Consider the following 19,246-nt stretch of genomic DNA (forward strand, 5'->3'; position numbering starts at 1 on the left):
CACCCAACCCTCCCCCTCGAGGGGAGGGCTTCAGGAAGGAGCCGCCGACGCGCCGCTCTGGTCGCCACGGTGGCTGCCCTCGCCGCCAGCTGGAGCGTCCCCGCCGCGGCGCAAACGGCGGAGCCGGTTCAGGAACGAAGCTGCCGGCTGCTGAGCGAGATGCCGGCCGCGGAGCAGGCCGCGATCCGCAGCGACGCCGTCAACGCCGGGCGTCCGATCCCCGACGGCGCCGAGATCGAGGTCTGCCGCGAGCGGATTCGGAGCGGTACCCTTCTGGCGGACCTGTACGGGCCGCAGGACGCGGCCTATCGCAGCGTGATTCGTTGGACTCCGGGCTCGCAAATCCCCTTCCGTGGCGACGCTGACGCGATCCTTCGCGGCATGCCCATCCTGCTGAAGGACAATATCGAAACGGCGGACATGCCGACCACGGCGGGGTCGCTGGCGCTGGTCGACAACGCTCCTGGCCGGGACGCGCCCCTGGTGACGCGTCTGCGCGACGCCGGCGCGCTCATCCTCGGCAAGGCCAATCTGTCGGAATGGGCCAATATCCGGTCGTCGTCGTCGATCAGCGGCTGGAGCGCGGTCGGGGGGCAGACGCGCAATCCGTATGCGCCGGAGCGGACGCCGTGCGGCTCGTCGGCGGGCAGCGCCGTGGCCGTGGCCATCGGCCTGGCCCCGGCGGCGATCGGGACGGAGACGGACGGGTCGATCACCTGTCCGGCCTCGGTCAACGGCGTGGTCGGGTTCAAGCCGACCGTGGGGCTGGTCAGCCGGACGCACATCGTGCCGATCAGCCATTCGCAGGACACCGCCGGGCCGATCGCGACCACGGTCGAGGACGCGGCCATCGTGCTGTCGGTGATCGCCGGGAGCGATCCGCTGGACCCGGCCACGGCCGAGGCCGACGCGCGCAAGGTCGACTATCGGGCGGCGCTGGACGCGAACAGCCTGAACGGGACGCGGATCGGGGTGCTGCGCTTCCTGGTGCCCAACTATTCGGCCGAGACCCAAGCGGTGTTCGAGGCCAATCTGCAGGCGATGCGCGACGCGGGGGCCGAGCTGGTCGAGATCACCGAGGCGCCGGCGGACTTCCGCCAGATCGGCGGCTGGGAGCTGACCGTGCTGCTGACCGAGCTGAAGCACGATCTGAACCTGTATCTGGCCTCGACCGATCCTGAGCAGGTGAAGACCCGCACCCTGGCCGACGTGATCGCCTTCAACGCCGCCGAGCCGCGCGAGACCGTGCTGTTCGGCCAGGACCTGTTCGAGCGGGCCGAGGCGACCGGCGGCCTGACCGATCCGGCCTATGTCGAGGCGCGCGAGCGCTCGTTCCGGGCCGCCGGACCGGAGGGGATCGACCGGATGATGGCCGAGCACGGCGTGATCGCCCTGACCGCGCCGACGACCTCGCGGGCCTGGACCAACGATCCGGACGACGACGACCGCTCGCAGGGCTCGGCCAGCCGGCTGGCGGCGGTGGCGGGCTATCCGCACCTGACCGTGCCGATGGGCTTCGACCGCGGCATGCCGGTGGGCATCAGCTTCATGGCTGGCAAGTGGGACGACGCGAAGGTGCTGTCGCTGGGCTACGCCTTCGAGCAGCGGACGCGGGCGCGGCGGGCGCCGACGCCGCAGACCATTCACTGAGGGACCGGAGAGCCATGATGATTCGTCGCACGATCACCGCCGCGGCCGCGGCCGTCCTGCTGCTCGCCGGAGCGGCGTCGGCACAGGAAGTCTATGGCGCCCGCCATGTGACGCCGCAGGAGGCGGCGACCAACAGCGTGCTGGTCTGGGCCGATCCCCAGCAGGTGGCGCGGTGGGAGGACGGCTCCGGCATCGTCGGCATGCCCATCCTGCTGAAGGACAATATCGAGACGGCGGACATGCCGACCACGGCCGGCTCGCTGGCGCTGGTGAACAACGCTTCCGGCCGGGACGCGCCGCTGGTGGCGCGGCTGAGGGACGCCGGGGCGGTGATCCTCGGCAAGACCAATCTGTCGGAGTGGGCCAATATCCGCTCGTCGAACTCGACCAGCGGCTGGAGCGCGGTCGGGGGGCTGACGCGCAACCCGCACGCGCTGGACCGCAACACCTGCGGCTCGTCCTCGGGCAGCGGGGCGGCGGTGGCGGCGGGGCTGGCCCCGGCGGCGATCGGCACCGAGACCGACGGCTCGATCACCTGCCCGGCGGCGATCAACGGCATCGTCGGCTTCAAGCCGACCGTGGGGCTGGTCAGCCGCACCCACATCGTGCCGATCAGCCATTCGCAGGACACCGCCGGGCCGATGACGCGGACCGTGGAGGACGCCGCCATCGTGCTGAACGCCATCGCCGGATCGGACCCGCTGGACGCGGCGACGGCCGAGGCCGATGCGCGCAGGGTCGACTATCGCGCGGCCCTGGACGCCGGCTCGCTGAACGGGGCGCGGATCGGGGTGATGCGCTTCGCCATGGGCTATTCGGCCAGGACCGACGCGGTGTTCGAGGCCAATCTTGAGGCGATGCGCGAGGCCGGGGCGGTGATCGTGGAGATCGCCGAAGGGCCGGACATGGAGGCGGTCGGCGGGGCCGAGCTGGAGGTGCTGCTGTACGAGCTGAAGCACGACCTGAACGCCTATCTGGCCTCGACCGACCCGAGGCAGGTGCAGACCCGGACCCTGGCCGACGTCATCGCCTTCAACGAGCGGACGCCGCGCGAACTGGCCCTGTTCGGCCAGGAGCTGTTCATCATGGCGGAGGCCAAGGGCGGTCTGGACGAGCCGGCCTATGTCGAGGCGCGGGCGACCTCGCTGCGGCTGGCCGGGGCCGAGGGCATCGACCGGCTGATGCGCGAGCACGACGTCGTCGCCTTGATCGCGCCGACGACCGGCCCGGCCTGGACCACGGACGTGATCAACGGCGACCACTATGCGGGCGCGGCCAGCACCCTGCCGGCGGTGGCGGGCTATCCGCACCTGACCGTGCCGATGGGCTTCGTCGACGGCCTGCCGGTCGGGATGAGCTTCATCGCCGGGCAGTGGGAGGACGCGAAGGTGCTGTCGCTGGGCCATGCCTTCGAGCAACTGACCCGGGCGATGCGGCCGCCGGCCTTCATGCGGACGGTTGACGAGGGCGAGACGCTGGCGCCGTTGCTGGCCCCGATCCGCTAGGGGCGGAACCGGGGCCGGTCCCGCGCCTTTCGGGCGGATGAGTCTCGCAGCCAATGTCGTCGGCTCCGCCGCAGCCGTCTGTTCCATCACCAGCTTCGCCCCCCAGATGATGAAGATCTGGAAGAGCCGCGACGCCTCGTCGGTGTCGTTGCGGACCTATGCCCTGACGGTGACCTGTTTCGCCCTGTGGGTGGTCTACGGGGTCATGACCGGGGCCTGGCCGGTGACGGTGGCCAATTCCTTCGCCCTGCTGATGTCGGCGGGGGTGTTGGCGATGAAGTGGCGGTTCCGCGACGGGGATCCGGCGGGCTAGAGCCGGATCCGGATCGCCTCGATGATCCGCTCGCAGGCCTGTTCGGGGGTCAGGGCGGCGGCGTCGATCCGGATGTCGGGGTTGTCCGGCCGCTCATAGGGGCTGTCGATGCCGGTGAAATTGGTCAGCTCGCCGGCCCGGGCCTTGCGGTAGAGGCCCTTGACGTCGCGGCCCTCGACCACCGCCAGCGGGGCGTCGACGAAGATCTCGACGAACTCGCCGGGCGCCATCCGCTCGCGGGCCATGCGGCGCTCGGCGGCGAAGGGCGAGATGGCCGAGACTAGGACGATCAGGCCGGCGTCGGCCATCAGCCGGGCGACCTCGGTGATGCGGCGGATGTTCTCGACCCGGTCGGCGTCGGTGAAGCCGAGGTCCTGGTTGAGGCCGTGGCGGACGTTGTCGCCGTCGAGCAGGAAGGTATGGCGGCCGTCGGCGAACAGCCGCTTGTCGACGAGGTTGGCGATGGTCGACTTGCCGGCCCCGGACAGGCCGGTGAACCACAGCACCAGCGGCTTCTGATGCTTGAGGGCGGCGCGTTCGGCGCGGCCCACGTCGAGCGCCTGCCACTGGACGTTGGCCGAGCGGCGCAGGGCGTAGCGGATCAGGCCGGCGCCGACCGTCTCGTTGGTCTGGCGGTCGATCAGGATCAGGCCGCCGAGGTCGCGGCTGACGGCGTAGGGCTCGAAGGTCAGCGGCGCGTCAAGATGCAGGTGGCAGACGGCGATGTCGTTGAGCTCGAGCGTGCGCGCCGCGAGGGGCTCCAGGGTCTCGACATTGACGCGGTGACGGATGTCGGTGACCTGGCCGGTGACCGTGGCGGCGCCCAGTTTGACGACATAGGCGCGGCCGGGGAGCAGGGGGGCGTCGGCCATCCAGACCAGCTGGATTTCGAACTGGTCGGCGACCTCGGGCGGGGCGTCGGCGGCGGCCAGCACGTCGCCGCGCGAGACGTCGAGATGGTCGGCCAGGGTCAGGGTCACCGACTGGCCGGTCGTGGCCTCGGTCAGGTCGCCGCCCATGGCGACGATGCGGTCGATGGTGGTGGTCCGGCCGGAGGGCAGGACCCTGACGGCGTCGCCCGGGCGCACGGTCCCGCCGGCGATCCGGCCGGCATAGCCGCGGAAGTCGGCGTCGGGGCGGTTGACCCACTGCACCGGCATGCGGAAGGGACCGGGAGTCGCCTCGGCCAGATCGGTCGTCTCCAGCCATTCCAGCAGGGTCGGGCCGTCGTACCAGGGCAGGTTGGGCGAACGGCGGACGACATTGTCGCCGCCCAGCCCGGAGACCGGGACGGCGGTGACCTCGGTCAGGCCCAGTTCGGCGGCGAGGGCGCGGTAGTCGGCGGCGATCTCGTCGAAGGCCGCCCGGGACCAATCCATGAGGTCCATCTTGTTGACCGCCAGCAGCACCCGGCGGACGCCCATCAGGCCGACCAGATAGGAGTGGCGTCGGGTCTGGGGCAGCAGGCCCTTGCGGGCGTCGACCAGCACCACGGCGACATCGGCGGTGGAGGCCGCCGTGACCATGTTGCGGGTATATTGGGGGTGGCCGGGGGTGTCGGCGAGGATGAAGCGGCGGCCGGCGGTCTCGAAATGACGGTAGGCCACGTCGATGGTGATGCCCTGTTCGCGTTCGGCGTCGAGCCCGTCGAACAGGCGCGAGACGTCGACCTCGCCCGACGGCGTGCGCAGGGCGGCCAGTTGGTCCTCCGGCACCGCCCCGGCGTCGTGCAGCAGGCGGCCGATCAGGGTCGACTTGCCGTCGTCGACGGAGCCGCAGGTGATCAGGCGGACGAGGTCGCGGGCCATCAGAAATAGCCCTCGCGCTTCTTGATCTCCATCGAGGCCGTCGGGTCCTGGTCGATGGCCCGGCCCTGGCGTTCGGAGGCAGTGGAGGCGGCCATTTCCGCGATCATGGAAGGCAGGTCGGCGGCGTCGCTGTCGATCGCGCCGGTCAGGGGCCAGCAGCCGAGGGTGCGGAATCGCACGCGGCGGGTCTGCGTGGCCTCGCCGGGCCGCAGCGTCATCCGCGCGTCGTCGATCATGATCAGCGCCCCGTCGCGCTCGACCACCGGACGGTCGGCGGCGAAATAGAGGGAGACGACCTCGATCCCCTCGCGGGCGACGTAGCGCCAGACGTCCATCTCGGTCCAGTTGGACAGGGGGAAGACGCGGACCGACTCGCCCTTGTGGACCCGGGCGTTATAGAGCCGCCAGAGCTCGGGCCGCTGGGCCTTGGGATCCCAGACGTGGGTGCGGCTGCGGAAGGAGAAGATGCGCTCCTTGGCGCGGCTCTTCTCCTCGTCGCGGCGGGCCCCGCCGAAGGCCGCGTCGAAGCCGTGATGATCGAGCGCCTGCTTCAGGCCCTGGGTCTTCCAGAGGTCGGTATGGACGGTGGCTCCGTGGTCGAACGGGTTGATCCCCCGCGCCTCGGCCTCGGGGTTGCGATACACCAGCAGCTCCATGCCGGCCTCGGCCGCGACGCGGTCCCGGAAGTCGTACATCTCGCGGAATTTCCACGCCGTATCGACGTGCAGCAGGGGGAAGGGCGGCGGAGCGGGGAAGAAGGCCTTGCGGGCCAGATGCAGCATCACCGCCGAGTCCTTGCCGGCCGAGAACAGCATGACCGGGCGCGCGCACTGGGCGACCGTCTCGCGGATGATCTGGATGGACTCGGCCTCCAGTTCGTCGAGATAGCGGTCGTCCGGCGAAGTCAGGGGCAAGGGAGGGGTCCGGCTGGTTGCGCGCGACCCTGACCGAGCCGGGCGGCGGGATCAAGCGGTCAGGCGGGGATGACGGCGGTGGTCTCGATCTCGACGCGGGCGGCGTCCTCGATCAGTCCCTTGACCTCGACCACGGCCATGACGGGGTAGTGGGGCCCGATGCGCTCGCGCCAGATCGCGCCGATGTCGCGCAGGGCGGCGAGGTATTCGGCCTTGTCGACCACGTACCAGGTCATGCGGACCACGTGCTCGGGCCCGGCGCCGGCCTCGGCGAGGACGGCGAGGGTGTTGTCGATGGTCTGACGGAACTGGGCGGCGAAGCCGTCGGGAAAGGCGCCGGCCGTGTCCCAGCCGATCTGGCCGGCGACGAAGACCATCCGGCCCTCCGCGGCGATGCCGTTGGAATAACCCTTCGGCCGGGGCCAGCCCTCGGGCAGCAGGACGCGGTTCATGGCTGGGTCTCCAGGAAGGGCTGGATGCGGGCGCGCAGGGCCTCGGGCCAAGGCTCGGGCTTCAGCGAGCGGCCGACGTAGACTATGGTCTGGGTCGCCTCGAAGCGGCGCTGGCCGGCGCAGTCGATGACATGGCGCAGGCCGCAGGCGGCGCCGCCGAGTTTGGTCACGGTCAGGGAGAAGGTCAGGTCGTCCTCGAGCCGCGAGGGGGCGATGAAGCGGGCCTCGACGGCGGCGGTGGGGACGCTGACCTGGCGCTCCATGTGCAGTTCGCGGAAGGAGGCGCCGAGCGGACCGGCGAACCAGTCCTCCACGACGCCGTTCAGCATCTCGAAATAGCGCGGGAAGAAGACGATGCCGGCGGCGTCGCAGTCGGCGAAGCGGACCTTGCGGGTGGTGGTGAAGACCTGGCCGCTCATGCGCCGTCCTTGAGGCGGAAGCGCTGCAGCTTGCCGGTCTGGGTCTTGGGCAGGGCGTCCACGAAGTCGAGGGCGCGGGGATATTTGTAGGGGGCGATGACGGACTTCACGTGGTCCTGCAGTTCGCAGCGGAGGGCGTCGGACGCGTCCTGGCCGGGGTTCAGGACCACGAAGGCCTTGACGATCTGGCCGCGCTCCTCGTCGGGGACGCCGATGACGGCGGCCTCGGCCACGGCCGGATGGCGCAGCAGGGCGTTCTCCACCTCGGGCGCGCCGATGTTGTAGCCGGACGAGATGATCATGTCGTCGGCCCGGGCCACGAACCAGAAATAGCCTTCCGCATCCAGGCGGTAGACGTCGCCGGTCAGGTTCCAGCCGTCCTGGACGTAGGCGGACTGGCGGGGGTCGTCGAGGTAGCGGCAACCGGTCGGGCCGCGCACGGCGAGGCGGCCGGTTTCGCCGGGCGGCAGGGGACGGCCCCCGGCGTCGATGATGCGCGCCTCGTAGCCGGGCACGGCCTTGCCGGTGGCGCCGGGGCGGATGTCGTCGCCGGATGTCGAGATGAAGATGTGGATCATCTCGGTCGAACCGATGCCGTCGATGATGCGCACGCCGGTCGCCTCATGCCAGGCGTCGGAGGTGGCGGCGGGCAGGGTCTCGCCGGCCGAGACGCAGGTGCGAAGGCTGGACAGGTCGTGCTCGCCGGCCAGTTTGAGCAGGGCGCGGTAGCCGGTCGGGGCGGTGAAGAGGGCGGTGGCCTTGTACCGCTCGATGGTCTCAGCGAGGGCGTCGAAGCCGGGGCGGGGGGCGAAGGCGGTCGCGGCGCCGGCGCTGGCCGGGAACACCACCAGGCCGCCAAGGCCGAAGGTGAAGGCGATCGGGGGCGTTCCGACGACGACATCGCCGGGCGCGAGGTCCAGCGTGTGGCGCGCGAACGTATCCGCCATGGCGAGGATGTCGCGATGGAAATGGACGCAGCCCTTGGGCTGGCCGGTGGTGCCTGAGGTGAAGGCGATCAGGGCCGGGTCGGCGGCGGCGGTGTCGACGACGTCGAAGGCGGTTCCTGGCGGCAGGGCGCGGGCGGCCGTCTGCAGGGCGACGGAGTCCATGACGTGGGTGAGTGAGGTGGTCGCGGCCCGGGCCTCTGCGACGGCGTCGGCGAGGGGGGCGTAGACGAGGGCGTGGCTGATGCGGGCCTTGCCGATCACCGTGGCCAGTTCCGTGGGGCGGAGCATGGGCATGGTGGCGACGACCACGCCGCCGGCCTTGAGGATGGCGAACCACGCCAGCACGGTCCAGGCGCTGTTGGGACCGTGCAGCAGCACGCGATTGCCCGGGACGAGGCCCATCTGTTCGACCAGCACCTTCGCCATCCGGCTGGAGATGACGTCGACCCGGGCCCAGGAGAATTCGTGGTCGTCGTCGATCAGGGCGCGGCCCTCGGGACCGGCGGCGGCGAGGGCGCGGCGCAACAGTTCGGCGGCGGCGTTGAGCCGGTCGGGATAGGCCAGTTCGGGCCGTTCGAAGATGAAGTCCGGCTGCTGCTCCGGCGGCGGCAGGTGGTCGAGGACGAAGCGGTCGATATGGGCCGTCTCAACCATTCGCCCCTCCCGCGAAGCCGGCCAACGCCTGTCGGGCGATGACGATCTTCTGGACCTCGGAGGCCCCCTCGTAGATGCGCAGGGCGCGTATTTCGCGATAGAGCCGCTCTACGGGATTGCCGGAAACGACGCCGAGTCCGCCGAAAATCTGCACCGCCGCGTCGATCACCGCCTGGGCCTCGTCGGTGGCGTAGAGCTTGGCCATGGCCGCCTCGCGGGTGACGCGCGGCGCGCCCTGATCCTTGAGCCAGGCGGCGCGGTAGATCAGCAGGGCCGAGGCGTCGATCTTCAGCGCCATGTCGGCGAGCGAGGCCTGGACCAGCTGGAGGTCGCTCATCGGCGCGCCGAACAGGTTGCGGCTTGTGGCGCGCGTGGCGGCCTCGTCGAAGGCGCGGCGCGAGAAGCCGAGGGCGGCGGCGGCGACGGTCGAGCGGAATACGTCCAGCGTGGCCATGGCGATGCGGAAACCCTCGCCGGGCTGGCCGAGGATGCGATCGGCGTCGATGCGGCACTGGTTGAACCGGATGGTGGCCAGCGGGTGCGGCGCCATCAGCGGGATGCGCTCGACGATCTCGAAGCCGGGCGTATCGGCGTCGACCACGAAAGCGCCGAGCCCCTTGGCGCCGGGGGCTTCGCCGGTGCGGGCGAAGACGACGTAGCGGTCGGCGAGGCCGCCGTTGGAGATGAAGGTCTTGGTCCCGTCCAGCACCCAGCCATCGCCGTCGCGGCGGGCGGTGGTGGCGAGGGCGGCGACGTCGGACCCGGCCTCCGGCTCGGACAGGGCGAAGGCGGCGATGGTCTGGCCCGCCGCCACGCCGGGCAGCCAGCGGGCCTTCTGGTCCTCCGTGCCGAACAGGCTGATCGGGCCGGAGCCGAGCCCCTGCATGGCGAAGACGAAGTCGGCGAGGCCGGAGCGACGGGCGAGGGTCTCGCGCGTCAGGCACAGGGTGCGGACGTCGAGCTTGCCGTTCGCGTCCGGAACGGCGTTGTTGAGCCAGCCGCCTTCCGCCAGCGCCTTGAGGATGGTGCGGCAGTCGCCGTCGAGGTCGTGGTCGCCGTGCAGGTTCACCGCGTCCGTCTTGTCGGCCCACGCCTCCAGGTCGGCGGCGAAGGCGCGGTGGCGGTCGTCGAAGAAGGGCCAGTCGAGGAAGGTGCGGTCGGCCATGCTCAGTTCCCCTCGAACACCGGCTCGCGCTTGGCGGCGAAGGCCTCGTAGGCGCGGCGGAAGTCCCTGGTCTGCATGCAGATGGCCTGGGCCTGGGCCTCGGACTCGATGGCGGCGTCGAGGCTCATGTCCCATTCGACGTTGAGCTGGTTCTTGGTGATCCCGTGGGCGAAGGTCGGGCCCCTCGCCAGCGACAGCGCCATTTCGCGGGCGGCGTCCAGCAGGGCGTCCGGCTCGACCAGCCGGTTGTGGAAGCCCCAGCGCTCGCCCTCGTCGGCGGTCATGACCCGACCGGTGAACAGCAGCTCGGACGCCCGGCCCTGGCCGATCTGGCGGGGCAGGATGGCGCAGGCGCCCATGTCGCAGCCGGCGAGGCCGACGCGGGTGAACAGGAAGGCGGTCTTGGTCCGCGGCGTGGCGAGGCGCAGATCCGAAGCCATGGCCATGATGGCGCCGGCGCCGACGCAGACCCCGTCCAGCGCCGCGATGACCGGCTGAGGACACGCGCGCATGGCCTTGACCAGATCGCCGGTCATGCGGGTGAATTTCAGCAAGGCCGGCATATCCATCTCGGTCAGCGGGCCGATGATCTCGTGCACGTCGCCGCCCGACGAGAAATTGCCGCCGGCGCCGGTCACGATCACCACCTTGCAGTCGTCGGCCTGGATCAGGGCGCGGAACAGGTCGCGCATCTCGGCGTAGGACTCGAACGTCAGCGGGTTCTTCCGCTCGGGACGGTTCAGGGTCAGGACGGCCACGCCGTCGTCGTCGACCGACCAGAGGAAATGTTCGGCCTTGTAGTCGCGCGCCTTCATCGGTTCGGCTCCTCGTGGATGGCGGCCCGGAGCGACCGCTTGGTCTGCTCCAGCAGGCGGGTCAGGTCGTCGGCCTCGGCATCGGCGAGGTCGGCGAACAGGGTCTCGATCCAGTGCTCATGAGCGCGCGCCATGGTGGCGAAACGGGCGCGGCCCTCGGCGGTCAGTCGCACGCGCTGCACCCGGCGGTCGGCCCCGGGCAGGTGTTCGATCAGGCCGTCGGCCTTGAGCCTCTGGGCCAGGCCGGTGACGTTGCCGTTGGAGACCATCAGCATGCGCGAGACCTCGCCCATGGTCAGTCCGGCCTCGCCGGCGCGGTCCAGCGCCGACAGCATGTCGAACCGGGGCAGGGTCGAGCCGAACTCGTCGCGCAGGCGCTGGGAGATGGTTTGTTCGATGGTGGTCGTGCAGGTCAGCAGCCGCAGCCACAGACGTAGCGCGCGCTTGCCGTCGGGTGCGCCTCCCAGTCTGTCAGGCAGGGGGGCGGTGGCGGGGGTCACAGCTCGCCTCCGGCCACCGGGACGGCGGCGCCGTTGATCCCGGAGGCGCCGTCGCCGCACAGCCAGACGATGGTCTGGGCCACCTCGTCGGGCGTGATCAGCCGGCCCTGCGGATTGGAGGCGGCGAGGGCGGCGCGGGCCTCCTCCTCGCTGCGGCCGGTTTTCGCAATGATCGATTCGATGGATTTCGCGACCAGGTCGGTTTCCGTGAAGCCCGGGCAAACGGCGTTGACGGTGACCCCCTTGGCCGCGACCTCCAGCGCCAGGGCGCGGGTCAGGCCGACGAGGCCGTGCTTGGCTGCGACATAGGCCGAGACATAGGCATAGCCCTTCAGCCCCGCCGTCGAGGCGACGTTGACGATCCGGCCCCATCGGCGCGTCAGCATGCCGGGCAGGACCAGACGGGCGGCCTCGGCCGGCGCCTCGAGGTTCAGGGCCAGCATGGCGCGGAAGGCGTCGGCGTCAGTCTTGAGGAAGGGGGCCGAGGTCGCGGCGCCGGCGTTGTTGATCAGGATGTCGATCGGCCCGAAGCGGTCGCGCCCGACCTCGATGGCGGCGGCCAGCGCATCCGGATCGGTCACGTCGGCGGGGGCGGCGAAGGCCGGGTCGCCGATGCGGTCTGCGGTCTCGTTCAGCCTGCCAATGTGGCGGCCGATCAGGGTGACCTGGCAACCGGCCTCGGCCAGACGTTCGGCGGTCGCGCGGCCGATCCCCGAGCCCGCGCCGGTGACCACGGCGTGATGTCCCGTCAGGCTCATACCGGCCCCGCCTGCTGCTGTTTCTCGAGGTTGCGGGCCAGCTGGGCGAAGCCGGCGCGGTACTGGACCGGCGGCCGTATCCCGCGCCAACCCAGTTCGGCGGCGGCGCGCAGGCTCCAGTTCGGATCGGCCAGATGCGGCCGGGCGAGGGCGCACAGGTCGGCGCGGCCGGCGGCGAGGATGCTGTTCACGTGGTCGGTCTCGTAGATGTTGCCGACGGCCATGGTGGCCACGCCCGCCTCGTTGCGTATGCGGTCGCTGAAGGGCGTCTGGAACATGCGGCCGTAGACGGGTTTGGCCTCTTCCGAGGTCTGGCCGGCCGAGACGTCGATCAGGTCGCAGCCGGCGTCGGCGAAGGCGCGGGCGATGGCGACGGACTCTTCCGGCGTGATCCCGTCGTCGGTCCAGTCGGTGGCGGACAGGCGCACGGACATCGGCTTGTCGTCGGGCCAGACGGCGCGCATGGCGGCGAAGACCTCGAGCGGGAAACGCAGCCGGTTCTCCAGCGAGCCGCCGTAGTCGTCGGTGCGGTGATTGGAGATTGGGGTCAGGAAGGACGACAGCAGATAGCCGTGGGCGCAGTGCAGCTCGGCCATGTCGAAGCCGGCCTCGTCGGCCCAGCGGGCGGCGCGGACGAAGTCGCCCTTGACCCGGTCCATGTCGGCCCGGGTCATTTCGCGCGGGGTCTGGTCTTCGCCCGACCACGGGATGGGGGAGGGGGCGATCAGCTCCCAGCCGCCCTGCAGCAAGGGTTCGTCGGCGCGCGGACCCCACGGGCGTTCGACCGACCCCTTGCGGCCGGCGTGGGCCAGCTGGATGGCGATGCGCGCACCCTGCCCGTGGACGAAGTCGACGATCCGTCGCCATGCGTCGCGGTGCTCGGGCCGGTACATGCCCGCACAGCCGGGGGTGATGCGGGCGTCGGCCGAGACGTCGGTCATCTCGGTGAAGACCAGCCCGGCCCCGCCCAGCGCGCGGCCGCCCAGATGGACGAGGTGGAAGTCGTTCACCGTCCCGTCCTCGGCCGAATACATGCACATGGGCGAGACGACGACGCGGTTGGGCACGGTCAGGCCGCGCAGACGCAGCGGTGCGAACATCGGCGGCGGGGGTTCCGGCGACGGCGGCGCGCCGGCCCGGTCGGCGAACCAGCGCTCCACCCCGGTCAGGAAGTCGCGGTCGCGCAGACGCAGGTTCTCGTGGCTGACGCGCTGGCTGCGGGTCAGCAGGCTGTAGGCGAACTGCAGCGGCTCGAGGTCGACGTAGCGGTCGACGGTCTCGAACCATTCGGTCGAGTTGCGGGCCGCGCTCTGGAGTTTCAGCACCTCGACCCGGCGCTCGGCCTCATAGGCGGCGAGGCCCGCGTCCAGATCCTCGGCCTCCGTCAGGCTTTCGGCGAGGCGGATGGCGTCCTCGAACGCCAGCTTGGTGCCGGAGCCGATCGAGAAATGCGCCGTGTGCGCCGCGTCGCCCAGCAGCACCACCTTGCCGTCGCGCCAGTTCGAACAGGCGACGCGCGGGAAGTTGAGCCAGGCCGAACCGCGCAGGTGTCTGGCGTTGCTCATCAGGGCGTGGCCGCCCAGCCAGTCGGCGAACAAGGCCTCGGCGACGCGGCAGGTCTGGTCCTGATCGAGGCGATCGAAGCCCAAGCCCCGCCAGGTCGCCTCGGTGCATTCGACGATGAAGGTCGAGGCGCCCGGCTCGAACTGGTAGGCGTGGGCCCAGATCCAGCCGTGCGGGGTCTCGACGAAGGCGAAGGTGAAGGCGTCGAACGACTGCCTGGTGCCCAGCCAGATGTATTTGTTGGTCCGCACGTCGACGTCGGCGCCGAAGACCTCGGGCGTCTCGTTGCGGACCCGGCTGTTCAGGCCGTCAGCGGCGACGATAATGTCGGCAGGCAGGGCCCGGATGTCGGCGACCTCGTCCTCGAAGCGCAGGTCGACGCCGAGCGATCGGGCCCGTTCGTGCAGGATGTTCAGCAGCCGCTGTCGCCCGATGCCCGCGAAGCCGTGGCCGCCGGAGCGGATGGTCTGGCCATGGATGTGGACGTCGATGTCGTCCCAGTGGACGAAGGCGGCCTCGATGGTCGCCGCGGTCTCAGGGTCGTTGGCCTTCAGATTGGCCAGGGTCTGGTCGGAGAAGACCACGCCCCAGCCGAAGGTGTCGTCGGGCCGGTTGCGCTCATGCACCACGACCTCAAGCGACGGATCACGCAGTTTCAGCGAGATGGCGAGGTAGAGTCCGCCGGGGCCGGCCCCGACGATGGCGATGCTTCGGACGGGCGATCGCGCTGACATATTTTAAGTATGAAATGATTTTGGCCGCGAGTCCAGATGGCCGGCCGGCGGGGCCCGGGTCGTCCCGCGCTTCGGGCCGCGAGGCCCTCAGTCCAGCGACGACCCGTCGTGGCCCGGGCCCGAGGCGCCGACCTGCGGCGGCAGGGAAAACACCGCCTCGAGCGCCTGCTGCTCCGGCAGGATATAGACAACCCCCACCGTGCCGTCGAAGGCGCGTTGCACGATCTCTTCGTAGAATTCGGCGGGCACGTTCACGCACCCGTAGGAGATCCGGTTGTCCTGCGCGGTCGCCGTGGCGAGGCGCTGCTCCCGACGGTCGGCGGCCCGGGTCGTGACGACCGGATGCAGCGACAGGGCCGCCTCATAGTCGATCCACAGAATGCCCTTGCCGCCGATATTCTCGCCCATCGAGGCCAGGAACCGCCCCGCCGGCGTGATCCGGTCTTCCGGACCGATGCCGGACAGGGGACGGTCGCCGATCCCGGGCGGGGAGACATCGCCGCGCGCCAGGCCCAGCAGGACCGGCGCGGCCCCCAACAGCCGTCCTTCCCGGTCGAAGGCGAGCGCCTGGGCGTTGACCTTGTCGACGATCAGGAAGGGCAGACCCTGGTTGTCGGCCGTCTCAAGAACCCAGGCCGTGACCTGTCGAACGGCCGGCGAAGCCTCGGCTTCGGCGAGACCGCCCGGATTGATCGACCCGTAGGGACGCTCGTCCGCCAGGCCGGGCCCGGCGAGGATGAGCCCGAGTCCCAGTCCGGCCGCGGCGGCGCATCGTCGGAGAGGCCCGCTCGCGGCGGACGTCGACGACGCGACGATCGGGGCCGACAGGGTCAATTGCGGTCCTGCTTGGGAACATAGACCGGGACGGGCGGCGGCGGCGGCGGGGGCTGCCGGACCGGCGCGGGGGTGCTGACCACTTCCTCGACCGGCGGCGCTTCATACGTCGGCAGCCGCACGCCGTTGTCGACCACGACCAGATCGAGGCCCGGCGTCGGAGTCACGCCCGGATAGGTCACCGAGGGATAGGGGCGGGAAGGCGGAGTGACCGTCGGCGGTGTCGGCGAAACGATCGGCGCAGCCGCAGGATCGTCGGCGGTGTCGGCGGTGTCGGCGGCGGTGTCGGCGGCGGCGGCGGCGGCGGAGGAGGAGGAGGAGGAGGAGGAGGAGGAGGAGGCGGCGGCGGCGGCGGCGGCGGAGGCGGCGCGGTGATCGTCCCGCGCGTGCGGAAGGTCGGGACGCAGCACGAGCCCGCCAGGACGTAACGGTCGGCGCCAGGGCCGCCGAGAGTGTAGCCGCTGTAGGTGATCCCGACGTCGGCGCCGATCTCCGCCGAATCGAACGCCGCGCGGGCGTCGGGTCCGGCCACCAGAGTGACTCCGTTGGGGATGCCCGATCCCGGAGTGGTCCTGAACCCTGTCAGCGTCGTATCTGTCGTCCCGTCGAACTGGCGGCTGCCGTCGGGGAACAGCAGCATGCGCTCGGTCAGCGTCGCGCCTTCGGTGAGGGTGAACCGGGTCCCGAAGCTGGTCGGGGTCGAATAGGAGACCGGATTGTAGTGGATCCTGGCCGGGGCGGCGGTGACGGTGATCAGCGGAGCCAGCGGGGCGAAGACGATGGTGCCGCTGCCCACGCCCGGCCCCGAGCCGTCGGCGCCGGCGATCAGCGTCAGGCCGACGGGCAGGCCGAGGCTCTGCGCCGGGATGGTGCTGCCCCGGGTCAGGGTGATGGCGGCGTCGATGAAGACGTCGTGCCCCGCGCACAGCGCGATGTTGCCGTCGGTGGTGGTGATCGCATGGTAGACGTTCACATTGCGACCGCCCTCCAGCAGGACGCTGCCATTGGTCGTCGTGATGGCTCCGTTGACGTTCACGTCCCGGCCGCAACAGGCGACCAGATTGCCGTTGGTGGCGGTGATCGCCGCGTTGATGTTGATGTCCCGGTGGGCGTTCAGCGTCAGGGTCGTCGGGTTGGACGAGGCGGTCCAGGCGATGGCGTCATTGACGTGAATGTCGCCCTCGCCGTCGCCGGCGCCGGCGTTCATCGTGCTGATCACGACATTGGTGGTCACCAGTTGGGCGGACAGCGTGGCGCCGGAAATATTGCCGCCGGCCCCGATGGTGAAGTCCCGCGAACCGATCTGCCACGTGCCGGCGTCTCCCGTGGGAGCGGCGGCTGTGATGTTGGCGGTGGTCGCGACGTTCACGGTCCCGGCCGACGTTTCGATGTAGCCGCCGTCGCCGCCGCCGGGAGCGCTGGCGTCGAGCGTGCCGCCCACATTGACCACGCCGCTCGGCAGGTCGCCCAGCAGAAGGATGGTGCCGTCCCGGTCGCCGATCGTGCGGGCCTGTATGACGCCGGTGTTGTTCACCACCGTGCGGAGCAACTCGCCGGCCCCCTGGGCGGTCATCACCACGGTGCCGCCATCGGCCTGCAGCATGCCGCCGTTCTCGACGAGGGCGTTGGCCGCCCCCCGGTCGACGACCACATTGAGCAGTCCGTCGCCGACCACATCCAGCGTCACCGCCTCGCCGGCGGCGAGGACGATGGTTCCGAGATTGGCCTGGATCAGGCCCTCGTTGCTGACGTGGCCGCCCAGCAGCGCCACATAGCCGCCGTTGGCGATGATGGAGCCCTGGTTGAGCACGGCGCCCGTTCCGGAGCCGGTGAATTTGTAGTCGCCCGCCATGAAGTCGGCGTCGGTCATGCCGAGGGTCGAGGCGACCAGGCCGCCGACACTGACCTGCGAGCCCGGCGCGAACAGCACGCCGTTCGGATTGATCAGGAACACCTGGCCGTTGGAGGTCAGACTGCCGAAGATTTGCGAAGCGTCCGCGCCGATCACCCGGTTGAGCGCGACGGACCGGCTGTTGGGCTGGACGAAGACCACGCTGCCGCCCGCCCCGATGGAGAAGCTGTTCCAGTTGATCGCCGTGTTCTGGGTCGACTGGTTGATCGTCATCGTGCCGGGGCCGGTGGTGATGGTCGCCCCGCCGGCGACGACCGTTCCGCCGGTCGGAAGCGTCTGGGCCATGGCCGGAGCCCCGAAGGACAGGGACGCGGCGAGCCCGGCCACAAGGAAGCCGGCCAGGCCGGTCGAGGCGAACAGGGCGTTGCGGCGAGCGCGTACGGCCCCTCCGCGCTTCAGGTCGCCGGCGGTCAGGTGATGGAGACGGGTCATCAGAACGTCCTTGTCGGGAGGAGCGTGAAGAAGGAGGAGAGTTGAGCGGTCATCAGAACAGCTTGACGATCTGGAACCAGGCGCGGCCCTCTTCGTCGGGGCCCGATGTTGCGATCTGGTCGCCCAGTCGACGGGCGTAGCTCGCCCGGATGAACAGGTCGTCCGGCCCGGACCAGTTGACGCCGACGCCGACGCCGCTGCGTCGGGCGTGATTGGATCCGGGGAACCACGGGTCGTGGGCGAAATTGACCTCGCCCGTATCGACGAAGCCGATCAGCTGGAACCGGCCCGGCAGGGACCGGGTCCACTCGTCCAGCGCGAGGCGGGCCTCGACCGTCGCGACGTAGCCCTCGTCGCCGTAGGCCTCGCCTTCCGGATAGGCGCGCACCGCATAGGCGCCGCCCAGTTCCATCTTTTCGGAGGCGTCGAGATTGTCGGTGGCGACCTGTCCGCGCAGGGAGCCGAAGACCGAGAGCGGTCCGCTGACCGTCTGGAGCCTGGAGACGGCGTACTGCAGCTTGATGAACCCGCCCTGGGAGCGCGCGGTCACCGCGTCGGCGGCGCGTTCGAACGGATCTTCGATGTCGAGATCGCCCGAGGTCCAGGACAGGGAGCCGGCGTTCCAGCCTCCGCCGCCGAACCCGTCGCGGGAATCTCCGCGCAGGCCCACCGTCAGCGCCCGGATCTCCTTGTCCGAGACCTGCGACACCAGGCCGATCTCGTCGCTGAGGAATTTGGCGTCGGCGCTGGCGAAGGCATAGAGGTTCGCGGTCCGCGAGCGGATCAGCGGATAGCTGGCGAAGACGCTGAAGATGTCAGCCGTGCCGCCGGCGTCCAGCGCCGCGAACTCGCGGCCCAGGTCGTACTGCATGTGGGTCCAGGCGACGCCGATGGTGGCGGCGCCGAGCGGCGCCTGCCAGGCGGCGCGGCCGTAGGCCAGGCCTTCGGTCGACGCGAGAACACGCAGGCTGATCAGGTCGCCCATTCCGGTCGGGTTGTGGAAATTGACCGAGCCGCCGAACCGGTAGGCGCCGGTGTACCGGTTGCCCGCGTTATCGGCTTCCAGGCTGCCGGAAATCCGGCGACCGCGGGTCAGATCGACGGTCAGATCCGAAGAGCCGACCTCCGCTCCCGGCGACAGGGTCGAATGCACGACCACGCCCGGGATGTCGGACAGCAGCAGCAGGCGTCGCTCCAGCGGCGCGATCGCCACCGGGTCGCCCGGGTTCAGGCCGGTCAGCAGGCCCGCGGCCAGGGCGTCGGGCACGCCGGCCTGATTGCGCAGGTCGATCGCGCCATAGCGGCCCTCGACCACGGCGATGGTCACCGCGCCGTCGACCACGTCCTGCGCCGGCAGATGGGCCTGGGCCAGCACATAGCCGCGGCTGTTGTAGAAGCGCGTGATCTGCGCCGCCGCATTGCGCAGCTCGGGCAGGGTGAGCTCGCGGCCCGGCGTGAAGCCCGTCGCCGCCACCAGTTCCGCTTCGGTGAACAGGGTCGCGCCCGCGACCCGCAGCGCGTCGACGCGGATGCGCCGACCTTCGGCCGCAGCGTCGATCGGCGCTTCGGGGCGCTCGATGCGGATGTCCGGCGCAGGCCTCAGGGGCGTCGCCGCAGGGGGGATTTGCTGCAGTTGGCCGCCCACCGGCGGCACCTGCGCATGGGCGTTCTGACTCGCGGCCAACATCGCCGCCACAACTAGACTCGATCGCAACATAGCCGCCTCAAGGTGCCGCCGCGGAATCAGGGCGTAACGGCTCTCACGCAGCTGGGAGCACGCACGTAGGAAGGCTGAATGATCGATTTGGCCGATACGAACCTGAGACATATTCCCCCGCAGTTGCGGGACGGTCTCCGGCTATCGACAATAA

At 70.6% G+C, this 19,246-nt stretch carries 17 protein-coding genes; 3 read left to right on the forward strand and 14 right to left on the reverse strand.

All coding sequences use genetic code 11. The features are described from left to right. Positions 1–69: 69 nt before the first annotated feature. The 3 genes from RDU12_RS00260 to RDU12_RS00270 are packed head-to-tail and all read left to right on the forward strand — an operon-like array spanning position 70 to position 3,468. Positions 70–1,650 (forward strand): amidase, encoded by a 1,581-nt coding sequence (locus RDU12_RS00260; protein ID WP_300289175.1) that lies wholly within the window; start codon positions 70–72, stop codon positions 1,648–1,650. Between the two features lie 17 nt (positions 1,651–1,667). Next, positions 1,668–3,155 (forward strand): amidase, encoded by a 1,488-nt coding sequence (locus RDU12_RS00265; protein WP_300289176.1) that lies wholly within the window; start codon positions 1,668–1,670, stop codon positions 3,153–3,155. 37 nt (positions 3,156–3,192) lie between these two features. Beyond that, positions 3,193–3,468 (forward strand): SemiSWEET family sugar transporter, encoded by a 276-nt coding sequence (locus RDU12_RS00270; protein ID WP_300289177.1) that lies wholly within the window; start codon positions 3,193–3,195, stop codon positions 3,466–3,468. Here the strand turns inward: RDU12_RS00270 and cysC are convergent. The 14 genes from cysC to RDU12_RS00340 all read right to left on the reverse strand — a co-directional run bounded on the left by cysC (position 3,465) and on the right by RDU12_RS00340 (position 19,062). Beyond that, the gene (gene cysC, locus RDU12_RS00275; RefSeq protein WP_300289178.1) at positions 3,465–5,276 is read right to left on the reverse strand and encodes an adenylyl-sulfate kinase; all 1,812 of its coding nucleotides are present in this window, start codon (positions 5,274–5,276) and stop codon (positions 3,465–3,467) included. The two genes, RDU12_RS00270 and cysC, sit on opposite strands and share 4 nt — an antisense overlap. After that, on the reverse strand, positions 5,276–6,190 hold the full coding sequence (gene cysD, locus RDU12_RS00280) for a sulfate adenylyltransferase subunit CysD (protein WP_300289179.1): 915 nt from the start codon (positions 6,188–6,190) through the stop codon (positions 5,276–5,278). The genes cysC and cysD overlap by 1 nt, the downstream gene beginning before the upstream one ends. 59 nt (positions 6,191–6,249) lie before the next feature. Further along, entirely contained in the window at positions 6,250–6,642 is a 393-nt protein-coding gene (locus RDU12_RS00285; RefSeq protein ID WP_300289180.1) for a RidA family protein, read from the reverse strand. Next, positions 6,639–7,061 carry a thioesterase family protein gene (locus RDU12_RS00290; protein ID WP_300289181.1) on the reverse strand — a complete coding sequence of 141 codons (423 nt, stop codon included), beginning with the start codon at positions 7,059–7,061 and terminating at the stop codon, positions 6,639–6,641. The genes RDU12_RS00285 and RDU12_RS00290 overlap by 4 nt, the downstream gene beginning before the upstream one ends. Next, positions 7,058–8,662, reverse strand: a complete 1,605-nt coding sequence (locus RDU12_RS00295) for an AMP-binding protein (RefSeq protein ID WP_300289182.1) — start codon at positions 8,660–8,662, stop codon at positions 7,058–7,060. Before RDU12_RS00295 ends, RDU12_RS00290 begins: the two co-directional genes overlap by 4 nt. Further along, a complete protein-coding gene (locus RDU12_RS00300; RefSeq protein WP_300289183.1) occupies positions 8,655–9,827 on the reverse strand; it encodes an acyl-CoA dehydrogenase family protein in 1,173 nt (390 codons plus the stop codon). Before RDU12_RS00300 ends, RDU12_RS00295 begins: the two co-directional genes overlap by 8 nt. A gap of 2 nt (positions 9,828–9,829) precedes the next feature. Next, complete coding sequence (locus RDU12_RS00305) at positions 9,830–10,642, reverse strand: enoyl-CoA hydratase family protein (protein WP_300289184.1); 813 nt, start codon at positions 10,640–10,642, stop codon at positions 9,830–9,832. Next, positions 10,639–11,142: a MarR family winged helix-turn-helix transcriptional regulator gene (locus RDU12_RS00310; RefSeq protein WP_300289185.1), complete on the reverse strand. Its 504-nt coding sequence runs from the start codon at positions 11,140–11,142 to the stop codon at positions 10,639–10,641. Before RDU12_RS00310 ends, RDU12_RS00305 begins: the two co-directional genes overlap by 4 nt. After that, positions 11,139–11,900 carry an SDR family NAD(P)-dependent oxidoreductase gene (locus tag RDU12_RS00315; protein ID WP_300289186.1) on the reverse strand — a complete coding sequence of 254 codons (762 nt, stop codon included), beginning with the start codon at positions 11,898–11,900 and terminating at the stop codon, positions 11,139–11,141. The genes RDU12_RS00310 and RDU12_RS00315 overlap by 4 nt, the downstream gene beginning before the upstream one ends. After that, positions 11,897–14,197, reverse strand: coding sequence for a bifunctional salicylyl-CoA 5-hydroxylase/oxidoreductase (locus RDU12_RS00320; RefSeq protein ID WP_300289187.1), 2,301 nt, complete (start codon positions 14,195–14,197; stop codon positions 11,897–11,899). The genes RDU12_RS00315 and RDU12_RS00320 overlap by 4 nt, the downstream gene beginning before the upstream one ends. Positions 14,198–14,284: 87 nt before the next feature. Continuing rightward, positions 14,285–15,031 carry a L,D-transpeptidase gene (locus RDU12_RS00325; RefSeq protein WP_300289188.1) on the reverse strand — a complete coding sequence of 249 codons (747 nt, stop codon included), beginning with the start codon at positions 15,029–15,031 and terminating at the stop codon, positions 14,285–14,287. Then, a complete protein-coding gene (locus RDU12_RS00330) occupies positions 15,028–15,213 on the reverse strand; it encodes a hypothetical protein (protein WP_308683943.1) in 186 nt (61 codons plus the stop codon). The genes RDU12_RS00325 and RDU12_RS00330 overlap by 4 nt, the downstream gene beginning before the upstream one ends. Next, positions 15,210–17,375 carry a filamentous hemagglutinin N-terminal domain-containing protein gene (locus RDU12_RS00335; protein WP_308683944.1) on the reverse strand — a complete coding sequence of 722 codons (2,166 nt, stop codon included), beginning with the start codon at positions 17,373–17,375 and terminating at the stop codon, positions 15,210–15,212. The genes RDU12_RS00330 and RDU12_RS00335 overlap by 4 nt, the downstream gene beginning before the upstream one ends. A gap of 52 nt (positions 17,376–17,427) precedes the next feature. Continuing rightward, a complete protein-coding gene (locus tag RDU12_RS00340; protein ID WP_300289191.1) occupies positions 17,428–19,062 on the reverse strand; it encodes a ShlB/FhaC/HecB family hemolysin secretion/activation protein in 1,635 nt (544 codons plus the stop codon). Positions 19,063–19,246 lie beyond the last annotated feature (184 nt).

Source organism: Brevundimonas sp., assembly GCF_031082345.1.
Taxonomy (GTDB): Bacteria; Pseudomonadota; Alphaproteobacteria; order Caulobacterales; family Caulobacteraceae; genus Brevundimonas.